Origin of the sequence: Hymenobacter miniatus (assembly GCF_016427455.1) — a bacterium.
Taxonomy (GTDB): domain Bacteria; phylum Bacteroidota; class Bacteroidia; order Cytophagales; family Hymenobacteraceae; genus Hymenobacter; species Hymenobacter armeniacus.
The window spans coordinates 1-20935 of the sequence record NZ_JAELXR010000002.1 but is presented as its reverse complement, the minus strand read 5'-3'; the positions used below and the strand labels follow the sequence as shown (position 1 = coordinate 20935).

The 20935-nt window shown below is 66.6% G+C and carries 6 protein-coding genes; 5 read left to right on the top strand and 1 reads right to left on the bottom strand.

Going from position 1 to position 20935, the window contains the following annotated elements; genetic code table 11:
* Positions 1 to 150: 150 nt before the first annotated feature.
* The 5 genes from JAO73_RS03230 (at position 151) to JAO73_RS03210 (ending at position 14277) form a co-directional block, all read left to right on the top strand.
* Complete coding sequence (locus JAO73_RS03230) at positions 151 to 3150, top strand: glycoside hydrolase family 2 protein (RefSeq protein ID WP_198975736.1); 3000 nt, start codon at positions 151 to 153, stop codon at positions 3148 to 3150.
* Between the two features lie 176 nt (positions 3151 to 3326).
* Entirely contained in the window at positions 3327 to 6725 is a 3399-nt protein-coding gene (locus JAO73_RS03225; RefSeq protein ID WP_198975735.1) for a DUF4450 domain-containing protein, read from the top strand.
* Positions 6726 to 6736: 11 nt separating this feature from the next.
* Positions 6737 to 8881, top strand: a complete 2145-nt coding sequence (locus JAO73_RS03220) for a hypothetical protein (protein ID WP_198975734.1) — start codon at positions 6737 to 6739, stop codon at positions 8879 to 8881.
* Positions 8882 to 9009: 128 nt separating this feature from the next.
* Complete coding sequence (locus tag JAO73_RS03215; RefSeq protein WP_233168676.1) at positions 9010 to 10632, top strand: glycoside hydrolase family 28 protein; 1623 nt, start codon at positions 9010 to 9012, stop codon at positions 10630 to 10632.
* A gap of 441 nt (positions 10633 to 11073) precedes the next feature.
* On the top strand, positions 11074 to 14277 hold the full coding sequence (locus JAO73_RS03210) for a fibronectin type III domain-containing protein (RefSeq protein WP_198975732.1): 3204 nt from the start codon (positions 11074 to 11076) through the stop codon (positions 14275 to 14277).
* Between the two features lie 276 nt (positions 14278 to 14553).
* Here the strand turns inward: JAO73_RS03210 and JAO73_RS03205 are convergent, their stop codons facing one another.
* Complete coding sequence (locus tag JAO73_RS03205; protein ID WP_317191195.1) at positions 14554 to 20925, bottom strand: T9SS type A sorting domain-containing protein; 6372 nt, start codon at positions 20923 to 20925, stop codon at positions 14554 to 14556.
* Positions 20926 to 20935 lie beyond the last annotated feature (10 nt).

Here is a 20935-nt window from a genome sequence, read left to right as displayed (position 1 = left end):
CTGCGCCCGGTTTTGGTCCTTTGCGGGGCCGAAGCCGGGCGCAGTTGCGTGTGGCCTTGCCGGCGACCGACGGCATACCCCACAGTACAGGAGGGTACCCGCGGGCCCGCGGCCTTCATTTGCGTTCCTCCACTTTTCCTTCCCACCCTTATGACGTTTCGGCCATCCGTTTCTGTGTGCCTGTGGTGGCGGCTGGCACTGGTGCTGCTGGGCTGCGGCAGCTTGCAGCCCGCGGCCGGCGCCCCGCCGCGCGCCCGGCTCAGCCTCAACCCCGGCTGGCAGGTGCGGGTGGGGGAGGCGCCCGGTGCCGAAGCCGCCGCCTTCGACGATGCCTCCTGGAAGACCGTGACGCTGCCCCACGCCTGGAACGAGGACGAGGCCTTCAGCAAAGACATCAAGGACCTGAGCACGGGCGTGGCCTGGTACCGCAAGCACTTCCGGCTGCCGGCCGGCGCGGCGGGCCAGAAGGTGTTTGTCGAGTTCGAGGGCGTGCGCATGGCCGGCGAGTTCTGGCTGAACGGCCAGCGCCTGGGCCTGCACGAAAACGGCGTAATGGCCGTGGGCTTCGACCTGACGCCCTACCTGAAGCCCGCGCCCCAGGACAACGTGCTGGCCGTGCGCACCGACAACGACTGGGACTACAAGGAGCGCGCCACCGGCACCACGTTCCAGTGGAGCAATCGCAACTTCAACGCCAACTACGGCGGCATCCCGAAAAACGTGTTTCTGCACGTGACGAGCCCGCTGCACCAGACGCTGCCGCTATTCTCGGCGCTGGGCACCACCGGCGTGTACGTGTATGCGCAGGATTTCGACGTGGCCGCCGGCCGCGCCACCGTGGTGGCCGAGGCGCAGGTGAAAAACGAGTTTTCGGCCGCCCGCACCTTTGCCTTTGAAACCGTGGTCACCGATGGCACGGGCAAAACCGTGGGCACTTTCAAAGGCGGCAAAACCACCATGCAGCCGGGTGAGATGAAGACGGTGCAGGCTCAGGGCCGGCTGGCGGGGCTGCATTTCTGGAGCTGGGGCTACGGGTATTTGTACACGGTTTCGACCCGATTACTTGTCAATAACCAGGTTGTCGACGAGGTGAAAACCCGCACCGGCTTTCGCAAAACCGAATTTGCCCACGGCCACATCAAGCTAAACGACCGGGTGATGCAGGTGCACGGCTACGCCCAGCGCACCAGCAACGAGTGGCCCGCCGTGGGCCTGGGCGTGCCCGCTTGGCTGAGCGACTACAGCAACGGCCTGATGGTGGCCGGCAACGCCAACCTGGTGCGCTGGATGCACGTCACGCCCTGGAAGCAGGACATCGAAAGCTGCGACCGGGTGGGCCTGCCCCAGGCCATGCCCGCCGGCGACGCCGAAAAAGACGTGGCCGACCGCCGCTGGGGCCAGCGCCTGGAGCTGCTGCGCGACGCCATTATCTACAACCGCAACAACCCCAGCATCCTGTTCTACGAAGGCGGCAACGAGAGCATCAGCGCCGCCCACATGCAGGAGCTGAAGGCCATCCGGGACCAGTACGACCCGCACGGCGGCCGCGCCATCGGCTCGCGCGAGATGCTCGACATTCCGCAGGCCGAGTACGGCGGCGAGATGCTCTACATCAACAAAAGCGCCACCAAGCCGCTGTGGGCCATGGAATACTCGCGCGACGAGGCCCTGCGCAAGTATTGGGACGAGTTGAGCCCACCCTTTCACAAGGACGGCGCCGGCCCGCTCTACAAGGGCGCCAACGCCGCCGACTACAACCGCAACCAGGACTCGCAGGCCCGCGAGGACGTAATTCGCTGGTACGACTACTGGCACGAGCGGCCCGGCACCGGCACGCGCAGCAGCGCCGGCGGCGTCAACATCGTGTTCAGCGACACCAACACCCACTACCGCGGCGAGGAAAACTACCGCCGCAGCGGCGAGGTGGATGCCCTGCGCATTGCCAAAGACGGCTACTATGCCCACCAGGTAATGTGGGACGGCTGGGTGGAGCCCGAGCACGCCCGCACCCACCTCATCGGCCACTGGAACTACCCGGCCGGCACGGTGAAAAACGTGGATGTGGTATCCAGCGGCGAAAAAGTGGAGCTGTTTCTCAACGGCAAGTCGCTGGGCTTTGGGCAGCCGCAGTACCGCTTCCTGTTCACTTTCCCAAACGTGGCCTGGCAGCCCGGCACCCTGCGTGCCGTGAGCTACGACGCCGCTGGCCAAAAAGTGAGCGAGGCTGAGCACCAGACCGTCGGCCCGCCGGCCGCCCTGCGCCTCACGCCCACCACCGGCCCGCACGGCCTGCACGCCGACGGCGCCGACCTGGCCCTGGTGGAGGTGGAAGTGGTCGATGCCCAGGGCCGCCGCTGCCCCACGGCCCTGAACCTGGTCCGCTTCGCCCTCAGCGGCCCGGCCGAGTGGCGGGGCGGCCTGGCCCAGGGGCCCGGCAACTACATTCTGGCCAAAAGCCTGCCCGTGGAAGGCGGCGTGAACCGCGTGCTGGTGCGCAGCACCCCGCAGGCCGGCACCGTCACCATCACCGCCGCTTCGGAGGGCCTGAAACCGGCTACGGTGAGCCTGAAATCGCAGCCGGTGCTGGTAGAAAATGGCCTGAGCCCGCAGCTGCCCGGCGCGGATTTGCCGGTGCGGCTGGGGCGCGGGCCCACGCCGGCCGGGCCAGCCTTCACGGTTTCGCGGGTGACGGTGCCCATCAAAACGACTACCGCCAGCTCCAACGCGGCCAACGCCGCTTTCAGCTTCGACGACAACGAGCTGTCGGAATGGGTTTCAAACCGCCAGCAGGCCGGGCCGTGGATTGAATACACCCTGGCCCGCCCCGCCGGCATCAGCCAGGTGGCCATGAAGCTGACCGGCTGGCGCAGCAGCACCTACCCGATTCGCATTCTGGTGGATGGACAGGAGGTGTTCAGCGGAAAAACCGAGCGCAGCCTGGGTTATTTTACAGCCGTGTTCCCGCCGCGTACCGGCCAGAAAGTTCGCATCGAGCTAACGGGCCAGACGCAGGCCAAAGATGCCTTCAACATCACCGAGCTGGAAGCGCCCAAAGCCGCCGCCGTGACCGACCAGGCTGGCCCGCCCGGCACGCTGGGGCTGGTGGAAGTGGAGGTGTATGAAACGCCGGCCGGAACGCCTGCGCCATAGGATTTATGCAATTCAACGATGCTACTTGCGCGGTTGGGAAACCTCACCCCCTGACCCCCTCTCCAAAAAAGAGGGGGCACCGGACTTGCTCCAACCAGGTTTGGTTGAAGAATCGTTTTCACGCACCGGTGCCCCCTCTTTTTTGGAGAGGGGGTCAGGGGGTGAGGTCGGTGTTGGTGACGTTGTTGCTCCTGCTCAGTTGTGCCGCCCACGCCCAGCCCGCCCCGCCGCCTGCCCTCTGGCACAACCAGCCGCGCACCCTGCGCTACCGTCCCGAGGGCCAGGATTTCGTCATCACGAACGGCACGCATCGCTTCACCCGCGCCCTCTACGGCACCAACACGGCCTTTCGCGTGGAGGCCGGCGACTTGCCCGAGTTTGCCCTCTACCTGCCCGGCATGGGCGGGAATTTGAAGTTCGGGCTGCTGGCCAACGGCCGGAGCAAGTGGCTGATTGCGGCCGAAAATATCACGGCCCGCTACCGGCCGGGCCTGATGCTCTACGACATCAGCGACCCGCTGCTGGGCGCCGGCCGGCTGCACCTTGAAGTGCTGGCGCTGGCCGAGGCCGAAGGCGCGGTGGTGAAGGCGCGGTTTGAAAACGTGCCCGCCGGCCGGGTGCGGCTGCTGTGGGCGTTTGGCGGCGCTACGGGCAAGAAATTCAGCCGCGACGGCGACATTGGAGCCGACCCGGAATCGAGCTTTTACCTCAAGCCGGAATATTGCCAGGGCAACACGTTTGCGCTGAAGAAAAACACGTTTACGCTCAGCTACCGCCTGCCTGTCAAAGCGGGGGCGGTTCCCGCGCCGCCCCAGGCGCTGCTGGGGGTGGTGCCGCCCACGTCCGAGACGCACGTGGCCGATGCCGCGCAGCAGGAGACGCCGCAGCAGCTTTTCGCATCGCGGGCGTCGGCCACGCCGGCAGCGGCCGGAGCGGTCCCGGTGCGCGGGGGCGAGGATTTATACTTCGCGGTGCAAAAAGACGCGGCGGAACCGGCCCCGGCTTATGCGGCCCTCCTGGCCGCTTTTGCCCGCGCCGAAGCGGCCCGGGTGGCCCTGGCGGGCCGCGTGAAAATCAGCACGCCCGACCCCTACCTCAACACCCTGGGCGGGGCGCTGGCCGTGGCGGCCGATGCCATTTGGGAATCGCCCTCGTACATGCACGGCGCCATTGCCTGGCGCATGCGGCTGAACGGCTGGCGCGGCCCTTACGCCGCCGACCCGCTGGGCTGGCACGACCGCGCCCAGCTGCACTTCGGCAGCTACGCCAAGTCGCAGCTCACCAAGCCGCCCAAAGGGCCCGTGACGCCCGACACGGCCCTGCACCTGGCCCGGCAGCTGGAGAAGCTGGGCACCGCCGTGTTCAGTGAAGGCTACATCAGCCGCAACCCGAGCGGGGATTTTCGGCCGCACCACTACGACATGAACCTGGTGTTCATTGACGAGCTGCTGCGCCATTTCAACTGGACCGGCGACCTCGCTTTTGCCCGGCTGATGTGGCCCGTGCTGCAGCGCCACCTGGCCTGGGAAAAGCGCAACTTCGACCCCGACAACGACGGCCTCTACGACGCCTACGCCGCCATTTGGGCTTCCGATGCGCTGCAGTACAGCGGCGGCGCGGTCACGCACAGCTCGGCCTACAACTACTTCGCCAACCTGAAAGCCGCCGAGCTGGCCCAGCTGCTGGGCCAGGACGCCGCGCCCTACCACCAGGAAGCCACTAAAATTCACCAGGCCCTGAACGCCCGGCTCTGGATGCCGGACAAGGGCTGGTACGCCGAGTACCAGGACGCCCTGGGCCGGCAGCAGCTGCACCCCGCCGCCGGGCTCTGGACGGTGTACCACGCCCTCGATTCGGAGGTGCCCGATGCGTTTCAGGCCTACCAAGTCCTGCGCTATATCGATGCCGAATTGCCGCACATTCCGGTGCGCGCCGCGGGCCTGCCCGACGCGGGTTATTACTTGCTTTCGACCACCAACTGGCAGCCCTACGACTGGTCCCTGAACAACGTGGCGCTGGCCGAAAACCTGCACGCCACGCTGGCCAACTGGCAGGGCGGCCGTTCCGAAGAAGCTTTCCTGCTTTGGAAAAGCGCCCTGCTCGAAAGCATGTACCTGGGCAGCAGCCCCGGCAACTTCCAGCAGATTTCCTTTTACGACGCCAACCGCGGCGAGCTGTACCGCGACTTTGCCGACCCCATCGGGGTGGCTAGTCGCTCGTTGGTAGAGGGCCTGTTTGGCATAGTGCCCGACGCCCTGCACGGGACGCTGCGCATTCGCCCGGGCCTGCCCGCGGCCTGGAATGAGGCGGCCCTGACCGTGCCGGATGTTGCCTTTGCATTTAAGCGGCAAGGCGCCCGCGACACCTACACCATCACGCCCGCTTTCGCCAGGCCCCTGAAGCTGCAGCTGCAAGTGCAGGCCCGCGCCGCCGAGGTGCAGGCCGTGCTGGTGAATGGGCAGCCCGCGCCTTGGCGCAACGTGGACGCGGCCGTGGGCCGGCCCGTGATTGAAATCAGCAGCGCGGTGGCGGCGAAATACGTGGTGGAAATTCAGTGGCGGGGCGCGGCGCCCGATGGCGCTGCTACTAAAGATTCTTACGTCGCTGGCGCGGCGCTGGCTCTTGATTTTCCTCAGGCCACCGTTGTAAAGGTGTTCGACCCACAGCAAGCGCTGCGCCAGCCCAAAACCACCGAGCACGGCCTGACGGCCCAGGTAGGAGGGGAGCCCGGGGCGCGCACCGCCTTTGTGCAGCTCCGGCAAGGTGCCCTGACGTGGTGGGAGCCATTGAACCTGAACATAGCCAAGCCTGCAAAAGCGGCTTATGCTGCTGCAGAAACCACTGCCACCAAGTGGGAAACCGTGGACCTGAGCCGCAGCTTTAATGACCAAGTGACGCGCATTTTTCAGAATCAATACTTCACGCCCCGCGCCCATACAGCTACACTGGAACTGCCCACGCAGGGCATCGGCAACTGGTGCTACCCGCTCACGCAGGCCACCATCGACGACGGCGGCCTGCGCCAGCTGGCCGGCCCGAAAAACGAAATAAGGCTGCCCGGTGGCGCGCCCCTGCGCACCCCCGGCGCGGTCGGGGAAAAGAACGTGCTTTTTGTGTCGCAGTGGGACAATTACCCCGACGAGGTGACGCTGCCGCTGCGGGGCCGCGCCAGCCGTGCGGTGCTGCTCATGGCCGGCAGCACCAACCCCATGCAAAGCCAGCTGGTGAACGGCGAGGTGCTCGTGACCTACGCCGACGGCAGCACCGCCACGCTGCCGCTGCGCAACCCCGATACCTGGTGGCCCATCGAGCAGGACTACGCCGACGACGGGTTCGCTTTCCAGACCGGCGCGCCCAAGCCGTTGCGCGTCCACCTCAAAACCGGCCTGATGACCCGCAACTTCTCGCAGTACACCAGCATCAAAGGCTTCAGCACCCGCGCCATCGACGGCGGCGCGGCCACCGTGCTGGAACTGCCCCTCAACCCGGCCAAAAAGCTCAAAAGCCTCACCGTGCGGGCCCTGGCCAACGACGTGGTAATCGGGCTGATGAGCGTGACGCTGGCCCGCAATTAATTCCTGTTTCCATGAAAATTTCGCTTAGCGTGTTCCTCATTGGGTTGTTGGCGGCTGTAGCGCCGGGACGGGCCGGCGCGCAGTCGGCGCCCATCAACCGCCAGGCCGTGGTGGAGCGCCACAAGGTCGTTGTCACCACTACCGATTCGCTCAACTCGCTGTCAGTCGGCAACGGCCGGTTTGCCTTTACCACCGACTTTACCGGCCTCCAGACCTTCCCGCAGCACTACGAAAAGGGCCTGCCGCTGGGCACCGAGTCGGAGTGGGGCTGGCACCGTTTTCCGAATAAGGAAGGCTATAAATTCGACCAAAGCTTGCGCACCTACACCCTCAACGGCCGCCCCGTGAGCTACGCCGTGCAGGTGAAAACGCCCGGCAACAAAGAGGCCGTGGACTACTTTCGGGCCAACCCGCACCGCCTGCAGCTGGGCAACCTGGGCTTTGTCATGCTGAAGAAAAACGGCCAAAAGGCTGGCGTTCGGGACATCAAAAACATCAAGCAGGAGCTGAACCCGTGGACGGGCGAAATCAAGAGCCATTTCACGGTGGAGGGAGCGGCCGTAGACGTGCTCACCGTGGGGCACCAGGGGCAGGACGCGGTGGCGGTGCGCGTGAGCTCGGAACTACTGAAAGCAGGCCGGCTGAAAGTGGCCCTGCGCTTTCCCTTTCCCACGGCCGGGTGGGCCGATATGGCGGTCGACTACTCGCACCCCGAACAGCACCAGTCGGGCATTGCGGAGCAGAAGCCCGGCCGCGCGCTGGTGTCCCATCAACTCGATACCACGCGTTACTTTGTGGCCCTGAGCTGGGCCCAGCCGGCCACGCTGGCCGCGGGGCAGCCCCACGAATTCGTGCTCACCCCCGGCCGGCAAAGCGCCACATTGGAGCTCAGCTGCCAGTTTACGCCGCTCAAAGCCAGCGCTGCGGCGCCCACGTTTGCCGCTACGTTGGCCAGCAGCCGCCAGCAGTGGGCTGCCTTCTGGCGGAGTGGCGGCGCCGTCGATTTTGGCGGCACGCCCGACCCGCGCGCCCAGGAACTGGAGCGCCGCGTGGTGCTCTCGCAATACCTCACGCGCCTGCACAACGCCGGCTCGCAGCCGCCCCAGGAAACCGGCCTGCTGCTGAACAGCTGGTACGGCCGCCCGCACCTCGAAATGCACTGGTGGCACGCGGCCCACTTTGCCCTCTGGGGCCGCCCCGAAATCCTGGAAAAGAGCCTGACCTGGTACGCCCGGCCCGACGTGCAGGCCGTGGCCCGGGGCATTGCGCAGCGCCAGGGCTACGCCGGCTGGCGCTGGCAGAAAATGACCGACCCCTGGGGCGAGGAAGGCCCCTCATCGGTGGGCGCGTTCCTGCTGTGGCAGCAGCCGCACACTATCTATTTCGCCGAGGAAGCCTACCGCGCCCACCCCAACGCCGCCACCCTGAAGCTCTACCAGGAGCGAGTGGCGCAGACGGCCGAGTTCATGGCCTCGTTTCCATTTTATGAGCAGGAAAAAGACCGGTACATCCTCGGCAAGGGCGTGATTCCGGCCCAGGAGCGGTTCAAGGCCGAAGAAACCTTCAACCCCACATTCGAGCTGGTGTACTGGCATTGGGCCCTCGACATTGCCCAGCAATGGCGCGAGCGCCAGGGCCAGCCGCGCAACGCCAAATGGGATGAGGTACTGGCCAAGCTCTCGAAGCTGCCCGAGGCCAACGGCGTGTACCTGGCCACCGAAAGCGCCCCCGATTCCTACACCAACCCCGAATTCAAAACCGACCATCCCTCGGTACTGGCCGCGCTGGGCGTGATGCCCGCCACCGGCCAGCAGGACGCCGCCACCATGCGCCGCACCTTCGACCTGGTGTGGCGCGACTGGAGCTGGAATGATACCTGGGGCTGGGACTTTCCGATGACGTCGATGACGGCCACCCGCCTCGGCCTGCCCGAAAAAGCCGTGGATGCCCTGCTGATGAAGGTGCAGAAGAACACCTACCTGCCCAACGGCCACAACTACCAGGAAGGCCGCCTGCCGCTCTACCTGCCCGGCAACGGCGGCCTGCTCGCGGCCGTGGCCCTCATGTGCGCCGGCTACGACGGCTGCAAAGAAGCCAACCCCGGCATTCCCAAAAACTGGAAAGTGAAGTGGGAAGGCCTGCAGAAAATGCCGTAGTGTTGTGGCGTGGACTCAGCGAGTCCGCGTCGGCTTCGCGCCCTTTCCACTCGCCAAGCGCGGACTCGCTGAGTCCACGCCACACCCCGCCAACGATGACCAAATCCTTTCTCCTCAGCCTCGCCGTTTTGTTAACGCATGCCGCCGCGGCCCAGACCCGCGCGGCCTTGCCGCCCGTCAAAACCACGGCCTTTCGCGCCGATACCTTTTCCATTGCCCAATACGGCGCCGTGGGCGACGGCCAAACCACCAATACCGCCGCGTTCCAGCAGGCCATTGCGGCCTGCGCGGCCAAGGGCGGCGGGGTGGTGCTGGTGCCGCCCGGCCAGTGGCGCACCGGCCCCATCGAGCTGCAAAGCAACGTGAACCTGCACGTGGCCACCGGCGCGCTGGTGCAGTTCAGCGAGCGCCTGGCCGACTACAAGCTCATCAAAACCAACTGGGAGGGCCTGGCCGCTGTGCGCAACCAGCCGCTCATCTACGGCAAGAACCTCGAGAACGTGGCCATCACCGGCCGCGGCATCCTCGACGGGGCCGGCGAGGCCTGGTGGATGGTGCAGAAAGCCCGCACCCTGGAAAGCGAATGGAAAAAGCTGGTGGCCTCGGGCGGCGCCCTCAACGAGAAGCAGGACCGGTGGTACCCCACGGCTCAGGCCCTCAAAGGCACCACCGTGAAAGAAGCCGGTGTGCTCACGTCCGAAAAGCAGAACATTGCCGACTTCGAGGACATTAAGGATTACCTGCGGCCCGATTTTCTGGTGCTCGACGGCTGCAAGCGCCTGCTCATTGAGGGCGTCACGTTCCAGAACTCGCCGGCCTGGACGGTGCACCCGCTGCTGAGCGACGACGTGGTGGTGCGCAACGTGCAGGTCATCAACCCGCCCTACAGCCCCAACACCGACGCCCTGGACCTGGAGTCGTGCCGCAACGGCCTTGTGGAGGGCTGCACCTTTACGGCCGGCGACGACGGCATCTGCATCAAGAGCGGCCGCAACGAGCAGGGGCGCGCCCGGGGCGTGCCTACTGAGAACTTTCTCATCCGCAACACCACGGTGTACCGGGCCCACGGCGGCTTCGTCATCGGCTCCGAAATGTCGGGTGGGGCCCGCAACATCTACGCCTCCAACCTCACCTTCATTGGCACCGACATTGGGCTGCGCTTCAAAACCACGCGCGGCCGCGGCGGCGTGGTCGAAAACATCTTCATCGACCACGTCACCATGAAAGACATTCTCAACGAAGCCCTGCTCTTTGACATGTACTACATGATAAAGGACCCCAGCCCGCAGGTGCCCGGCTCGAAGGAGCGCCCTGCCTCGCCGCCCAAGCCCGTGGACGAAGGCACGCCCCAATTCCGCAAAATCTACATCTCGGACGTGACTTGCAACGGCGCCAAAACCGGCATTTTGGTGCGCGGCCTGCCCGAAATGGCCATTCAGGACATCAGCGTCCGCAACGCGGTGCTGCGCAGCGAGCAGGGCCTGGTGTGCATCGAGGCCGACCGCATCAACCTCACCAACGTGACCCTGCTGCCCACCAAGACCGACCCGGTGATGGAAGTGCACAACAGCCGCAACATCACCCTCGACGGCATCGGCTACGCGCCCGGCGCAGCGGTGCTGCTGCGCGTGTCCGGCCCCGAAAAAGCCCAAAAAATCACCCTGACCCGCACCGACGCGAGCAAAGCCAAACAGGCGCTGGAGTTCGGGGCCGGCGTGAATAAAAAGGTCGTCAGCATGACCAGGAAATAAGCATGGGGGAAAGCGGGCCTGTCGGATTTCAGCCAGGGTCGGGGGCCTGTTTCGAATGCAGAGCCAGGGCCCTTCATTTTTCATGGAGCTTTAGACAGAATACCGGCTCTAGCCGGATGAGGTGCCTAGTCAGAGAAGGGCCTTTCAAATAAAAAGTTAGTTCTGCGGTCAATCAGCCTAAAATAATTGGGCCATTCCGCATAATTGAGTCACTTCTCTGATTGCCAAAAAGACAAGTTTTGGTGGACTCAATTAGCAACTTTGCTTGATAACGAACAGCATGTTGATTTTGCAATGAATAAATAGCGCTTTTTTCATTGAAAGTGCAAAATTTCACCTAAAATTCATTCAGCACTTATCAGCTAAAAATCATCTGAATCAGGGTATTGCCTGAAGGGTTTGCGTTTACATTTGGAAAAATTCTAACCAGTCATTTTTCCTATGAAGAACCTGTTTACGCGAACGTGCCAGCCAGTGCTTCGGGCCCTTGGCCTGGGGGCTTTTTTAGCGGGGGCAGCCCAGGCGGCGCCCGTGCCCGTGGCCGTGACCGGCTACACCGCCGATGTGGTGGCCGATGGCACCGGGGCCGCTGCGACGCGCACCACCGCCGATTTTGATGGCGTGTCGTACGCCCTCATGGCGCTGGGCTACACCAACCCCGCCGGCGCGTCGGCCACCGTGGGCCTGCCGGCTTCGGGCCTCATCAACAGCGCCGCTACGCCGGGCCTGAGCTTCCAACTGGCCTCCTACACCGCCAACAACTCGCTGCGCATTGCCACGGCGGCCACGGGCACGCTCACGCTGGCCACGCCCCGCACGGCCGGCGACCTCTACGTGCTGGCCTCGTCGGGTAGTGGCGTGAGCACGGTGGGCGTTACGGTCACGTTCAGCGACGGCACCACCCAGATTTTCTCGTCCATTTCGGTAGGCGACTGGTTTGGCGGCTCGGGAGCAACCATTGCCGGCATTGGCCGGGTCAGCACCGCCGACAACGTCATCACCAACAACACCACCGACCCGCGCCTCTACGAATACAAGTTCACGCTGGCCCCGGCCAACCTCGCCAAGCTGGTGCAAAGCGTGACGTTTAATAAAACCTCCACGGCGGGCGTCCTCAACGTGATGGGCGTATCGGTAAACCCCGTGTGCAACAGTGCGCCCACGGCCGGCACGGCCGTAGCCACCGCCACCAACACCTGCGCGGCCGCCGGCATCGTGGTGTCGCTCACCGGCGTGTCCACCGACGGGGGCCTGGCCTACCAATGGCAGTCCTCCACCAACGGCGGCACGTCTTACGCCGACATCACGGGCGCTACCAACGCCACTTACACCGTGGCCGGCCAAACCACCACCACGCTCTACCGGGCCCGCGTAACCTGTAGCGCCACCGCGCAATCGGCCAACTCCGCGCCGGTCACCATTTCCTCCACGGCGCCCACCTACGCCACGCTGCCCGTCATCGAAAGCTTTGAAGGCACTTGGCTGGACGTGTGCAGCACCCGCGACGTGCCCAACGCCTCGTGGCGCAACTCGCCGGCGACCGGCAACAACTCGTGGCGCCGCGACGACGACGCGGCCGCCGCGGCCTGGACGCTGCCCAACTCCTACCTCTACACCCCCGTGGCCAGCCAGGGTTCGCGCTCGGCGCGTTTTCATAGCGGCTACACGCAGGCCGGCGTGATGGCCCTGCTCGATTTGTATGTGAACCTGAGCGCGGCCGGCGCCAAGCGCCTGAGCTTTGATATCAACAACTCGGCGGGCTCCGACTCGCTGGTGGTGCAGATTTCCAACGACGGCGGCGCCACTTTCAGCCGTCTGGTGGGTTTTGGCGTAACGGGCCCCGGCTTCGTGACGCAGGTGCTGCCCATCAGCAGCACCTCGGCCACGGCCGTGATTCGCTTCCGCGGCCGCGGCGACTTTCTGAGCAACGACATTGGCTTGGATAACATCATCCTGGAGTCGGCCACGGGCTGCCTCACGCCGGCCGGCCTCACGGCCACCACCACCACCACCACGGCCACGCTGACCTGGCTCACGGGCGGCACCGGCACCTACTCCGTGGTGTACGGCCCCACCGGCTTCAACCCCGCTACGGGCGGCACCACGGTTTCGGGCCTCACCGGGCCCTCCACTACCATCACGGGCCTGACGCCGGGCACCACCTACCAGTTTTACGTGACGCTGAACTGCGCCGGCGGCGCCAACTCGGGCACGGCCGGGCCGGTGGCTTTCACGACGCAGATAATCAACGACGACCCCTGCGGTGCCACCGTGCTGACCGTCAACAACGTGTGCACGCCCATATCGACCACCACGGTGGGGGCCACCCAAACGCCCAGCACGGTGTATGCCGGCGGCGCGCAGGGCACGGGCTGCGGCTCCATTTCGGCCCCGCGCGACGTGTGGTTCCGGTTCACCACGGCGGCCACCGGCCCCGCCAGCACGCAGGTGCGCATCACCGTGACGGGCGGCGCGGCCAGCGTGGTACGGGCCTACTCGGGCACGGCCTGCACCGGCCCGCTCACCTACATTTCCTGCGTGGGCACGGCCTCCAACACGGCTGCCCCAGTACTGGACCTGAACAACCTCACGCCCAGCACGACCTACTACATCCGCGTGAACGAGTACAGCACGTCGGGCACGCTCGGCAACTTCACCATCTGCGCCTCGCCGGTGCCCAACTGCCCGGCGCCCACGGGCCTCGGCACGGGTGCCCTCACCAGCAGCACGGCCGTGCTGAACTGGAGCGGCACGCTGGCCGCCGGCAGCACCTACTCGGTGATTTACGGCCTCAACGGCTTCTTGCCCGCCACGGGCGGCACCACCGTTTCGGGCCTCACCGCCAACACCACGACGCTGACCGGCCTGAGCGCCACCACGGCGTATCAGTTCTACGTGCAGCAGATTTGCGGCGGCTTCAACGGCAGCAGCACGCTGGCCGGTCCTTTCCCCTTCACCACGCCCCTCACCGTGCCGGCCAACGACGAGCCCTGCGGTGCCCTGGCCCTGGGCAGCACGGCGGTGTCGGGCACCACGGTGGGCGCCACCACCGGTACGCAGGCCAGCATTCAGCTGCCCGCCTGCGCGGGCGGCTCGCTGCCTAAAGACGTGTGGTTCGCCTTCACGGCCAACGCCACCACCTCGACCTTCACCATCACGGGCACGGCCGCCGGCGCGGTGCGCGTGTACTCGTCGCCGAGCTGCTCGGCCGGGCCGTTCACGCAGGTATTCTGCCAGGGCAGCGGCGCCAACAACACGGCCTTCAGCGGCCCTGTGGCGGTAAGCGGCCTCTCGGTGGGCACGCGCTACTACGTGGCCGTGAGCGGCTACGGCAGCTCCGATACCCCCGGTGCGTTCACCATTGCCGCCACCAACGTGCTGGCCGCTCGCGCCCAAACCAACAGCAGTGCCCTGCAGGTGTTCCCCAACCCCAGCAACACCGGCCAATTGGCCCTGCGCCTGAGCGCTCCCGGTGCCAGCCAGGCCACGCTGCTCAACGCCCTGGGCCAGGCGGTGCGTTCGCAAGCCCTGCCCTCGGGCACGGCCGAGCACTTGCTCAGCACCCGCGGCCTGGCCGCCGGCGTGTACACGCTGCGTGTGCAGGCTGGTGCCGAAGTCTATACCCAGAAAGTAGTGCTGGAATAAGCCTCGGCTGCATAAAGGCCAAAAAGGGCCGCCCCGACTGGGGCGGCCCTTTTTTATTGGTGGGAGTGAGGTAGCCCGGTCCTACAAGGAAGTTTTCCAAACGGTTGCCGCACAGCATTTGGCAAAGATGTTTGGTGAGCCTGGCCCGATGCAGGCAATGGCTGGTAGGAGGCCGTTGGTGCTGGGCCGGCACCTGCTTTTGCCGGTCTTGAGTAGATAAAAAAAGCCCCGGCTGCTGGCACAGCCGGGGCTTTTATCATGCATTGAAAGAGGCTGTTATTCCACTACCAGCCTTTTCACAACCACGCCGGCTTCGGTAAGTAAGCGCAGCGAATAAACGCCAGTGGCCAGATTGGTCAGCGGCAAGGTATGCCGGGCCAGGCCGGCGGGCAGGGCCTGCGTCAGCACGGTGCGGCCCAGGGCGTCCACCAGTCCGGCCGTTACAACTGTACGGCTGAGCGACGACGGTAGTTCAACATACACCTGTTGCGTGGCCGGGTTGGGGAACAAGGCCACCTGGGCGGCCAAGGACGCCGAGGCCGTGCCGAGCACCTGCTGGGCCCCGAAGACGAGCTCGAAGCGCGGGGGGGTGGCGGCCGCGTTCTGGGTGAAGGTGTAGGCGGGCGTCAGGCTCAGGTCGGTGAGCGTGCCCAGTTGCAGGTCGCGCAGGAAGGGCTGGGCGCCGGCCGGGAAGTTGAGCACCTGCGCCGCGCGCAGCGTGTAGGTGCCCGGGGCCGGCACGGCCACGGCGAGCGGCACGGTCACGGTGGTGGTGCTGCCGGTGGGCAGGCCGTTGATGGCGAGTTGCGTGCCGGCGGCCACCGAAGCCAGGTTCAGGCCCGTGGTGTTGGGCAGCTTCACGGCGTCATATTGTGGGTCGATGCCGGCCGTGGCGCCGGCCTCGAAGTACACGTACGCCTCGTCGGACGCCGCGCCCGTGGCCCCGCGCAGCGTCAGCTGCACCAGCGGACGGGTTTCCGAGGTGCCGCGCTGGAAGGTGGTGCCGCTGGGTGCCGTGAGGCGGTTGGCGTTGCGGAAGGTGATGGAGCCCGCCGACTGCCCCGCCGCCACGCGGGCAAAGAAGCCCTGGCCCGCGGGAATGACGGGGTTGCCGCCCACGCCGTTCACGTAGCTGCGGTACTGGCCCGCGTACTGGGCCGTGCTGCTGTACACGTAGATGGCGCCTTCCAGATTCACCCGGTCGCTGGCCGGCACCGTGGAGTAGTCGATGGGGGCGGGGTAGGGGTTGCCCAGCAGCTGCCAGCCGCCGTCGGGGAAGCTGGCTCGGTTGCTGGCCAGCGGCACGTTCACGTCGCCGTTGTTGAGCGTGCCCACAAAGTCCACCAGTTGCGAGGCCGCAATGTTGACGGTGTAGCCGCGGCCCACAGCCAGCGGGTCACTCAGGGCGGCGGGCGAGAAGAAGCCCTTGTCGAAGGGGTTCAGGTTATTGGTCAGGGCTAGGCGGCTTTGGTCATAGCCAAACACGGTGGGAAAGCCCGTGACCTGGCTCGGGGTGGGCGAGGTGTTGTAGGCCGGGTTCACCACCGGCGCGAAGCCGGCCGTGGCCAGGTCGTTGACGGTGGTGTTGCTCACCGGGGCCGAGTAGTGACGGTAGCCCAGGCCGGGGTTCAGGCTCGGGTCGATGTAGCGCTGCACCGTGGCCGTGCCATTCACCACGCCGCCGGCGTTGTTCACCAGCGCGTCGCCCTGCGCCGACGAGAGCAGCGTGAGCGGCTGCCCGCCGGTGCTCAGGTTGCCGGTGAGGGTCAGCACCCGCGCGATGTCGACGGCCACAGCCTGCGTGGCCCCGCTGGCACCCACGCTCAGGTTCCAGAAGCGGAGCGGGCTGCTGCCGCCCAGGGTCTGAGCGCTGGTGCCGGTGAGGGCCACGGTGCCGCCGGTGGTCGTGTTAAAGCCCGTGTAAGTGCCATTGTTGATGAAATTACCCGTCAACGATAAGGTGCCGCCGGTGTGCAAAACGCCCGCGCTGACGCCGATGGTCAGGTTTTTGGCCGTGGCCGTGCCGGCGGTTAATATCGGCGACCGGGTCGAAACCGTCGGAATGGTGGCGTCTACGGTGGGGGTGGGCACGCCGGCGGTCCAGTTGCCGGCCGTGAACCAGTCGGTGCTCAGGTTGCCGGTCCAGATGGTCGCCGTGATGGGGGCGAGGTAGGTGAGGCTGTACTGCGCGGCGGCGGTGTTGCCGTTGCCGGCCCCGTCCTGGGCCACGTTGGCGCCCACGTTCACCGTGGTGGCGGTGCCGGCCGTGGTCGGCGTCACGCTGAAGGTGTAGGTCGAGCCGCTGCCGGCAAAGCCCGTAAGCGTGCCGTTGCCCACGCTCACGCCCCCGGCCGCGAAGCCCGTCACGCTTTCCGAGAACGTCACCGCGAACTGCAGGGGCGAGGTGGCGGTCGTGCCGCCGCTGGCGCCGCTCGTCGAGGTGATGGCCACCGCGGGGCGGGCCGTTTCCACCGTGAACGTGTTGGTGTTGCTGTTGCCGCTCACGGTTGCGCCGGCGGCCTGCGCCGTGGCGTACACCGTGTGGCTACCGTCGGCGAGCGAGGTGGGCTGGGGCAGGGAAAAGCTGCCCGCGCCCGAAGCCGTGGTGGTGCCAATGGCCGTGAGGTCGACGTATACCGTGACCGTGCTGCCGGCCGGGGCCGTGCCCGAGTAAGTTGGGGTAGAGTTGTTCGTCAGGGCGCCGTTGGCCGGAGCCAACACCGTGGGCGCCGCCGTTCCGGGCTGGGCCGCCACCGCGAGCGTGTAGGCCCGCGAGCCGTTGTAGGGGCCCGCGCCGGTGGTGGCGTCGGTGGCCCTTACCGTGAAATTAAACGTGCCGCTGGCCGTGGGCGTGCCCGCCAGCGTGCCGCCGGGAGCTAAAGCTAAGCCTGCGGGCAGGGCACCGGCCGAGACGGTATAAGTGTACGGCGCCGTGCCGTCCGAGGCCGTGATGACCTGGCTGTAAGGCGAACCCGCAGTAGCATTGGGCAAGGTGGCCGGCGCTACGGCAATGGTCGGGGCGGCAATGGTCAGGGTGTAGGCGCGGGTGCCGCTATACGGACCGGGTGCCGCCGAGGCGTCGGTGGCAGTCACGGCAAAATTAAACGTGCCACCGGCCGTGGGCGTGCCGGCCAGTGTGCCGCCGGCAGCCAAGGTCAGGCCCGCGGGCAGGGCACCGCTCGTGACAGTATAAGTGTAGGAGCCTGAGCCGCCGGAGGCCGTCAGCGTCTGGCTGTAGGCCACGGCCACGGTGCCGTTGGGCAGCGTAGCCGGGGCCACCGTAATGGTAGGGGCCACAAACGTCAGCGAGTAAGACGCGGGCGCCGCGGTGTTGCCATTGCCGGCGGGGTCCTGGGCCACGTTGGCGGGCACGGTCACGGTGGTGGCGGTGCCGGGCGTGGCGGGCGTCACCGTGACCGTGTAGGTAGTGCTGCCCGAAGCGCCCGAGAAGCCCGAGATGGTGCCGTTGTTCACGGTGATATCGCCGGTCACGAAGCCGCTCACGTTCTCGGAAAAGGTCACCGTGAAGGGAATCGGCGACGTGCCCGTCGTGCCGCCGCTGGCGCCGGCCGAGCTCGTGATTGCCACCGTGGGCCGCACCGCGTCGATGACAAAATTATTGGTGTTGGAGTTGGCGCTCACCGTGCTGCCGCTGGTTTGCGCCGTGGCGTACACCGTGTGCGAGCCCTGGGTCAGGGCCACGGGCTGGGTTATGGCCCAGTTGCCCGTGGCATCGGCCGGGGTCGTGCCGATGGACGTCAAGTCCACGTACACGGTCACCGTGCTGTTGGCCGGGGCCGTGCCGCTGTAAGCCGGCGTGCTGGTGCTGAGCAAGCTGCCGTTCGCCGGCGCGAGGACCACCGGAGCGGCCGTCACGAGCTGTGCGTACTGCACGCTCATCGTGTTGCTGGCGGAGTTACTCGTATTGTTGGCGTCCAGGGCCACGCCCGCGGCCAGGCTGACCGATACAGTGCCCGACCCGGCTGGCGTCACGGTGAAGGTGTAGGGACCCGCGCCGCTGCCCGAGAAGCTGCCGCTGGTGAGCGTGCCGCCCGTCACCGTCACGTCCGCAGCCGTAAAGCTCGTGCCCACGCTCTGCGAGAAGCTCACCGCGAAGGGAATGGGCGAGGTGTTGGTCGGGCTGGCTGCGGTCGTGCTCACGGTGGCCGTCAGGGCCGGGGCAAACACGGTGAACGTGGCCGAAGTGAAGGGCTCGTACGCCGGGGTTTGGCCGGGCTGGATGGCCCCCACGAACACGTCGTTGACGAACACGTTCAACCGCTGGTCGACCGCGGTGTAGTAGCGCTGGGCCGTCTGGAAGTTCACCTGGTAGCTGCCCGTGGGCACGGCCAGGTTCTGCGAGAGGCTGGCGTTGTTGTCGCCGGCGCTCTGTATCAGGGCCACCGCGTCGCCGTTGGGCGGCAGGGGCTGGGGCTGGCCCGGGACTTGGGAGTCGAAGCCGCTGCCGTAGCGCGCCACGCCGGACGTGCTGGTGAAGCTCCAGGGCGCGGCCACCACGCCGTCGGCCGTCTTCTTGAAGCCGGCAGCCGGCACGTTGTTGGTTTCAAAGCTGCCGTTTTGCAAGCCGTTGGGCACCACCGTGCTCGTACCGCTTTGCAGCACCTGCACCACGTCCACGAAGGCCGTCACGTCGCTGTTGCCGCTGGCGCTGCCCGCCGCCTGAATGCGCAGCGTGGGCGCGGCGGCGAAGCTCTTGGTGATGCTGTAGGTTTCGCCGGCCGTGTAGGGCACGTTGCTGAGGGTGGGCGAAACGCCCGTGGAATTGGCCACGTTCAGCGTCAGGGCGCCGTCGCCGGTGCCGGTGTTCACCACCACCGTGTAGGTAGTGCCCGACCCTGACACGCTGGCCACAGCTGCGCCGCTCAGGACCGAAGTAGTCAGGTTGAAGTTTGCCGTGGTCAGGCCCGTTACCGTGCCCGAGAAGACGACCCGGTAGCGCACCTGGGCCGTGGCCGTGGGCGAGAGCGTCAAGCGCGTGACCGATACCACCGAGGCCGTGGGAGGTGTATAAGTGAGGCTGTACTGCGCGGCGGCGGTGTTGCCGTTGCCGGCCGCGTCCTGGGCCACGTTGGCCGGCACGTTCACCGTGGTCGGGGTGCCGGGCGTGGCCGGCGTCACGCTGAAGGTGTAGGTCGAGCCGCTGCCGGCAAAGCCGGAGAGCGTGCCGTTGCCCACCGTCACGTCGGCCGGCACGAAGCCTGCCACGCCTTCCGAGAACGTGGCCGTGAACTGCAGGGGCGAGGTGGCGGTCGTGCCGCCGTTGGCGCCGCTCGTCGAGGTGATGGCCACCGCGGGGCGGGCCGTGTCCACCGTGAACGTGTTGGTGTTGCTGTCGACGCTGCTATTGCCAGCGGCATCGCTGGCCCGGGCTTTCACCGTGTGGCTGCCCTGGGCCAGGGCCGTGGGCTGCGTGAAGGTCCAGTTGCCCGCGCCCGAAACCGTGGTGGTGCCCACCGAACTGCCGTCTATCAGCACGGTGATGGTGGTACCGGGGTCGGCCGTGCCCGTGTAAGTGGGCGTTGTGGTGCTCAACTGGCTGCCGTTGGCCGGCGTCAGCACCACCGGCGCCGCCGGGGGAGTGGTGTCCACGGTCCAGCTATAGGTCGCCGGCGTGGGGTCCACGTTGCCGGCGTTGTCAATGGCCCGCACCTGGAAGGTGTGCGACCCGTCGGCCAGGCCCGTGTACGTGCGCGGGCTGGTGGCCGTCGCAAAAGCCCCGCCGTCGAGGCTGGCCTGAAAAGACGCCACGCCGCTGCCCGTGTCGGTGCCGGTGAACGTGAACGTGGCCGAGGCGCTGTTACTGAGCGCCGGCGGGGTGGCGGTGAGGGTGGTGTTGGGCGCGTTGGTGTCTACCGTAAAGTTAAAAGTGGTGCTGTTGGCGCTGGTCGCGCCGTTCAAAGTGGCCCGGGCATACACCGTGTGGCTGCCCTCGGCCAGGGCCGTGGGTTGGGCCAGGCTGAAATTGCCGCCCGTGGCCGTGGTGGTGCCAATGGCCGTGAGGTCGACAAAGACCGTGACGGTGCTGCCGGCCTGCGCCGTGCCCGTGTAGAGGGGCGTATTGCTGGCGAATGCCTGTCCGTTGGTCGGGCTGGTAATCACCGGCGCGTTGGGCAGGGTGCTGAAGCTCAACACGCTGCCGTAGCTGGTTCCCGCGCTGTTGCTGGCATAGGCGCGCACGTAGTAGGTGGTGGCGGGCGCCAGCCCCGATATGGTGGCCGAAAACGTGCCCGTGCCCGTGCCGTTGGCCGCTTGCGTCACGCCGCTGCCGCCAATGGTGGGCGTGGTGTTGGTGCTGCTGTACACCACGCCCCGGCTGCTCACGTTTGCGCCGCCGTCGGCGGTCACGTTGCCGCCCAGCGCCGCGCTGGTATTTGTCGGGCTGCCGGGCGTCGCCGTCGTCACGGTGGGGGACACTGCTTCGAGCAAAGCCAGGCCACTAACCACCGTCGAGGTGGAGCCGGCGATGTAGGGGGCGGTGAGGAGGGTGGACACGGCGTTGCCGGCGGCCAGGCTCACGGCCACAATCTTGGTGTTGGTCAGGCTCGTCGTCGACTGGCTCGGGCGGGTGTCGGCCACGAGCAGGCGGTTGTTGGCCGCGTCGAGCACCAGCGGCCCCGCCGTCTGCACAAAATTGTCC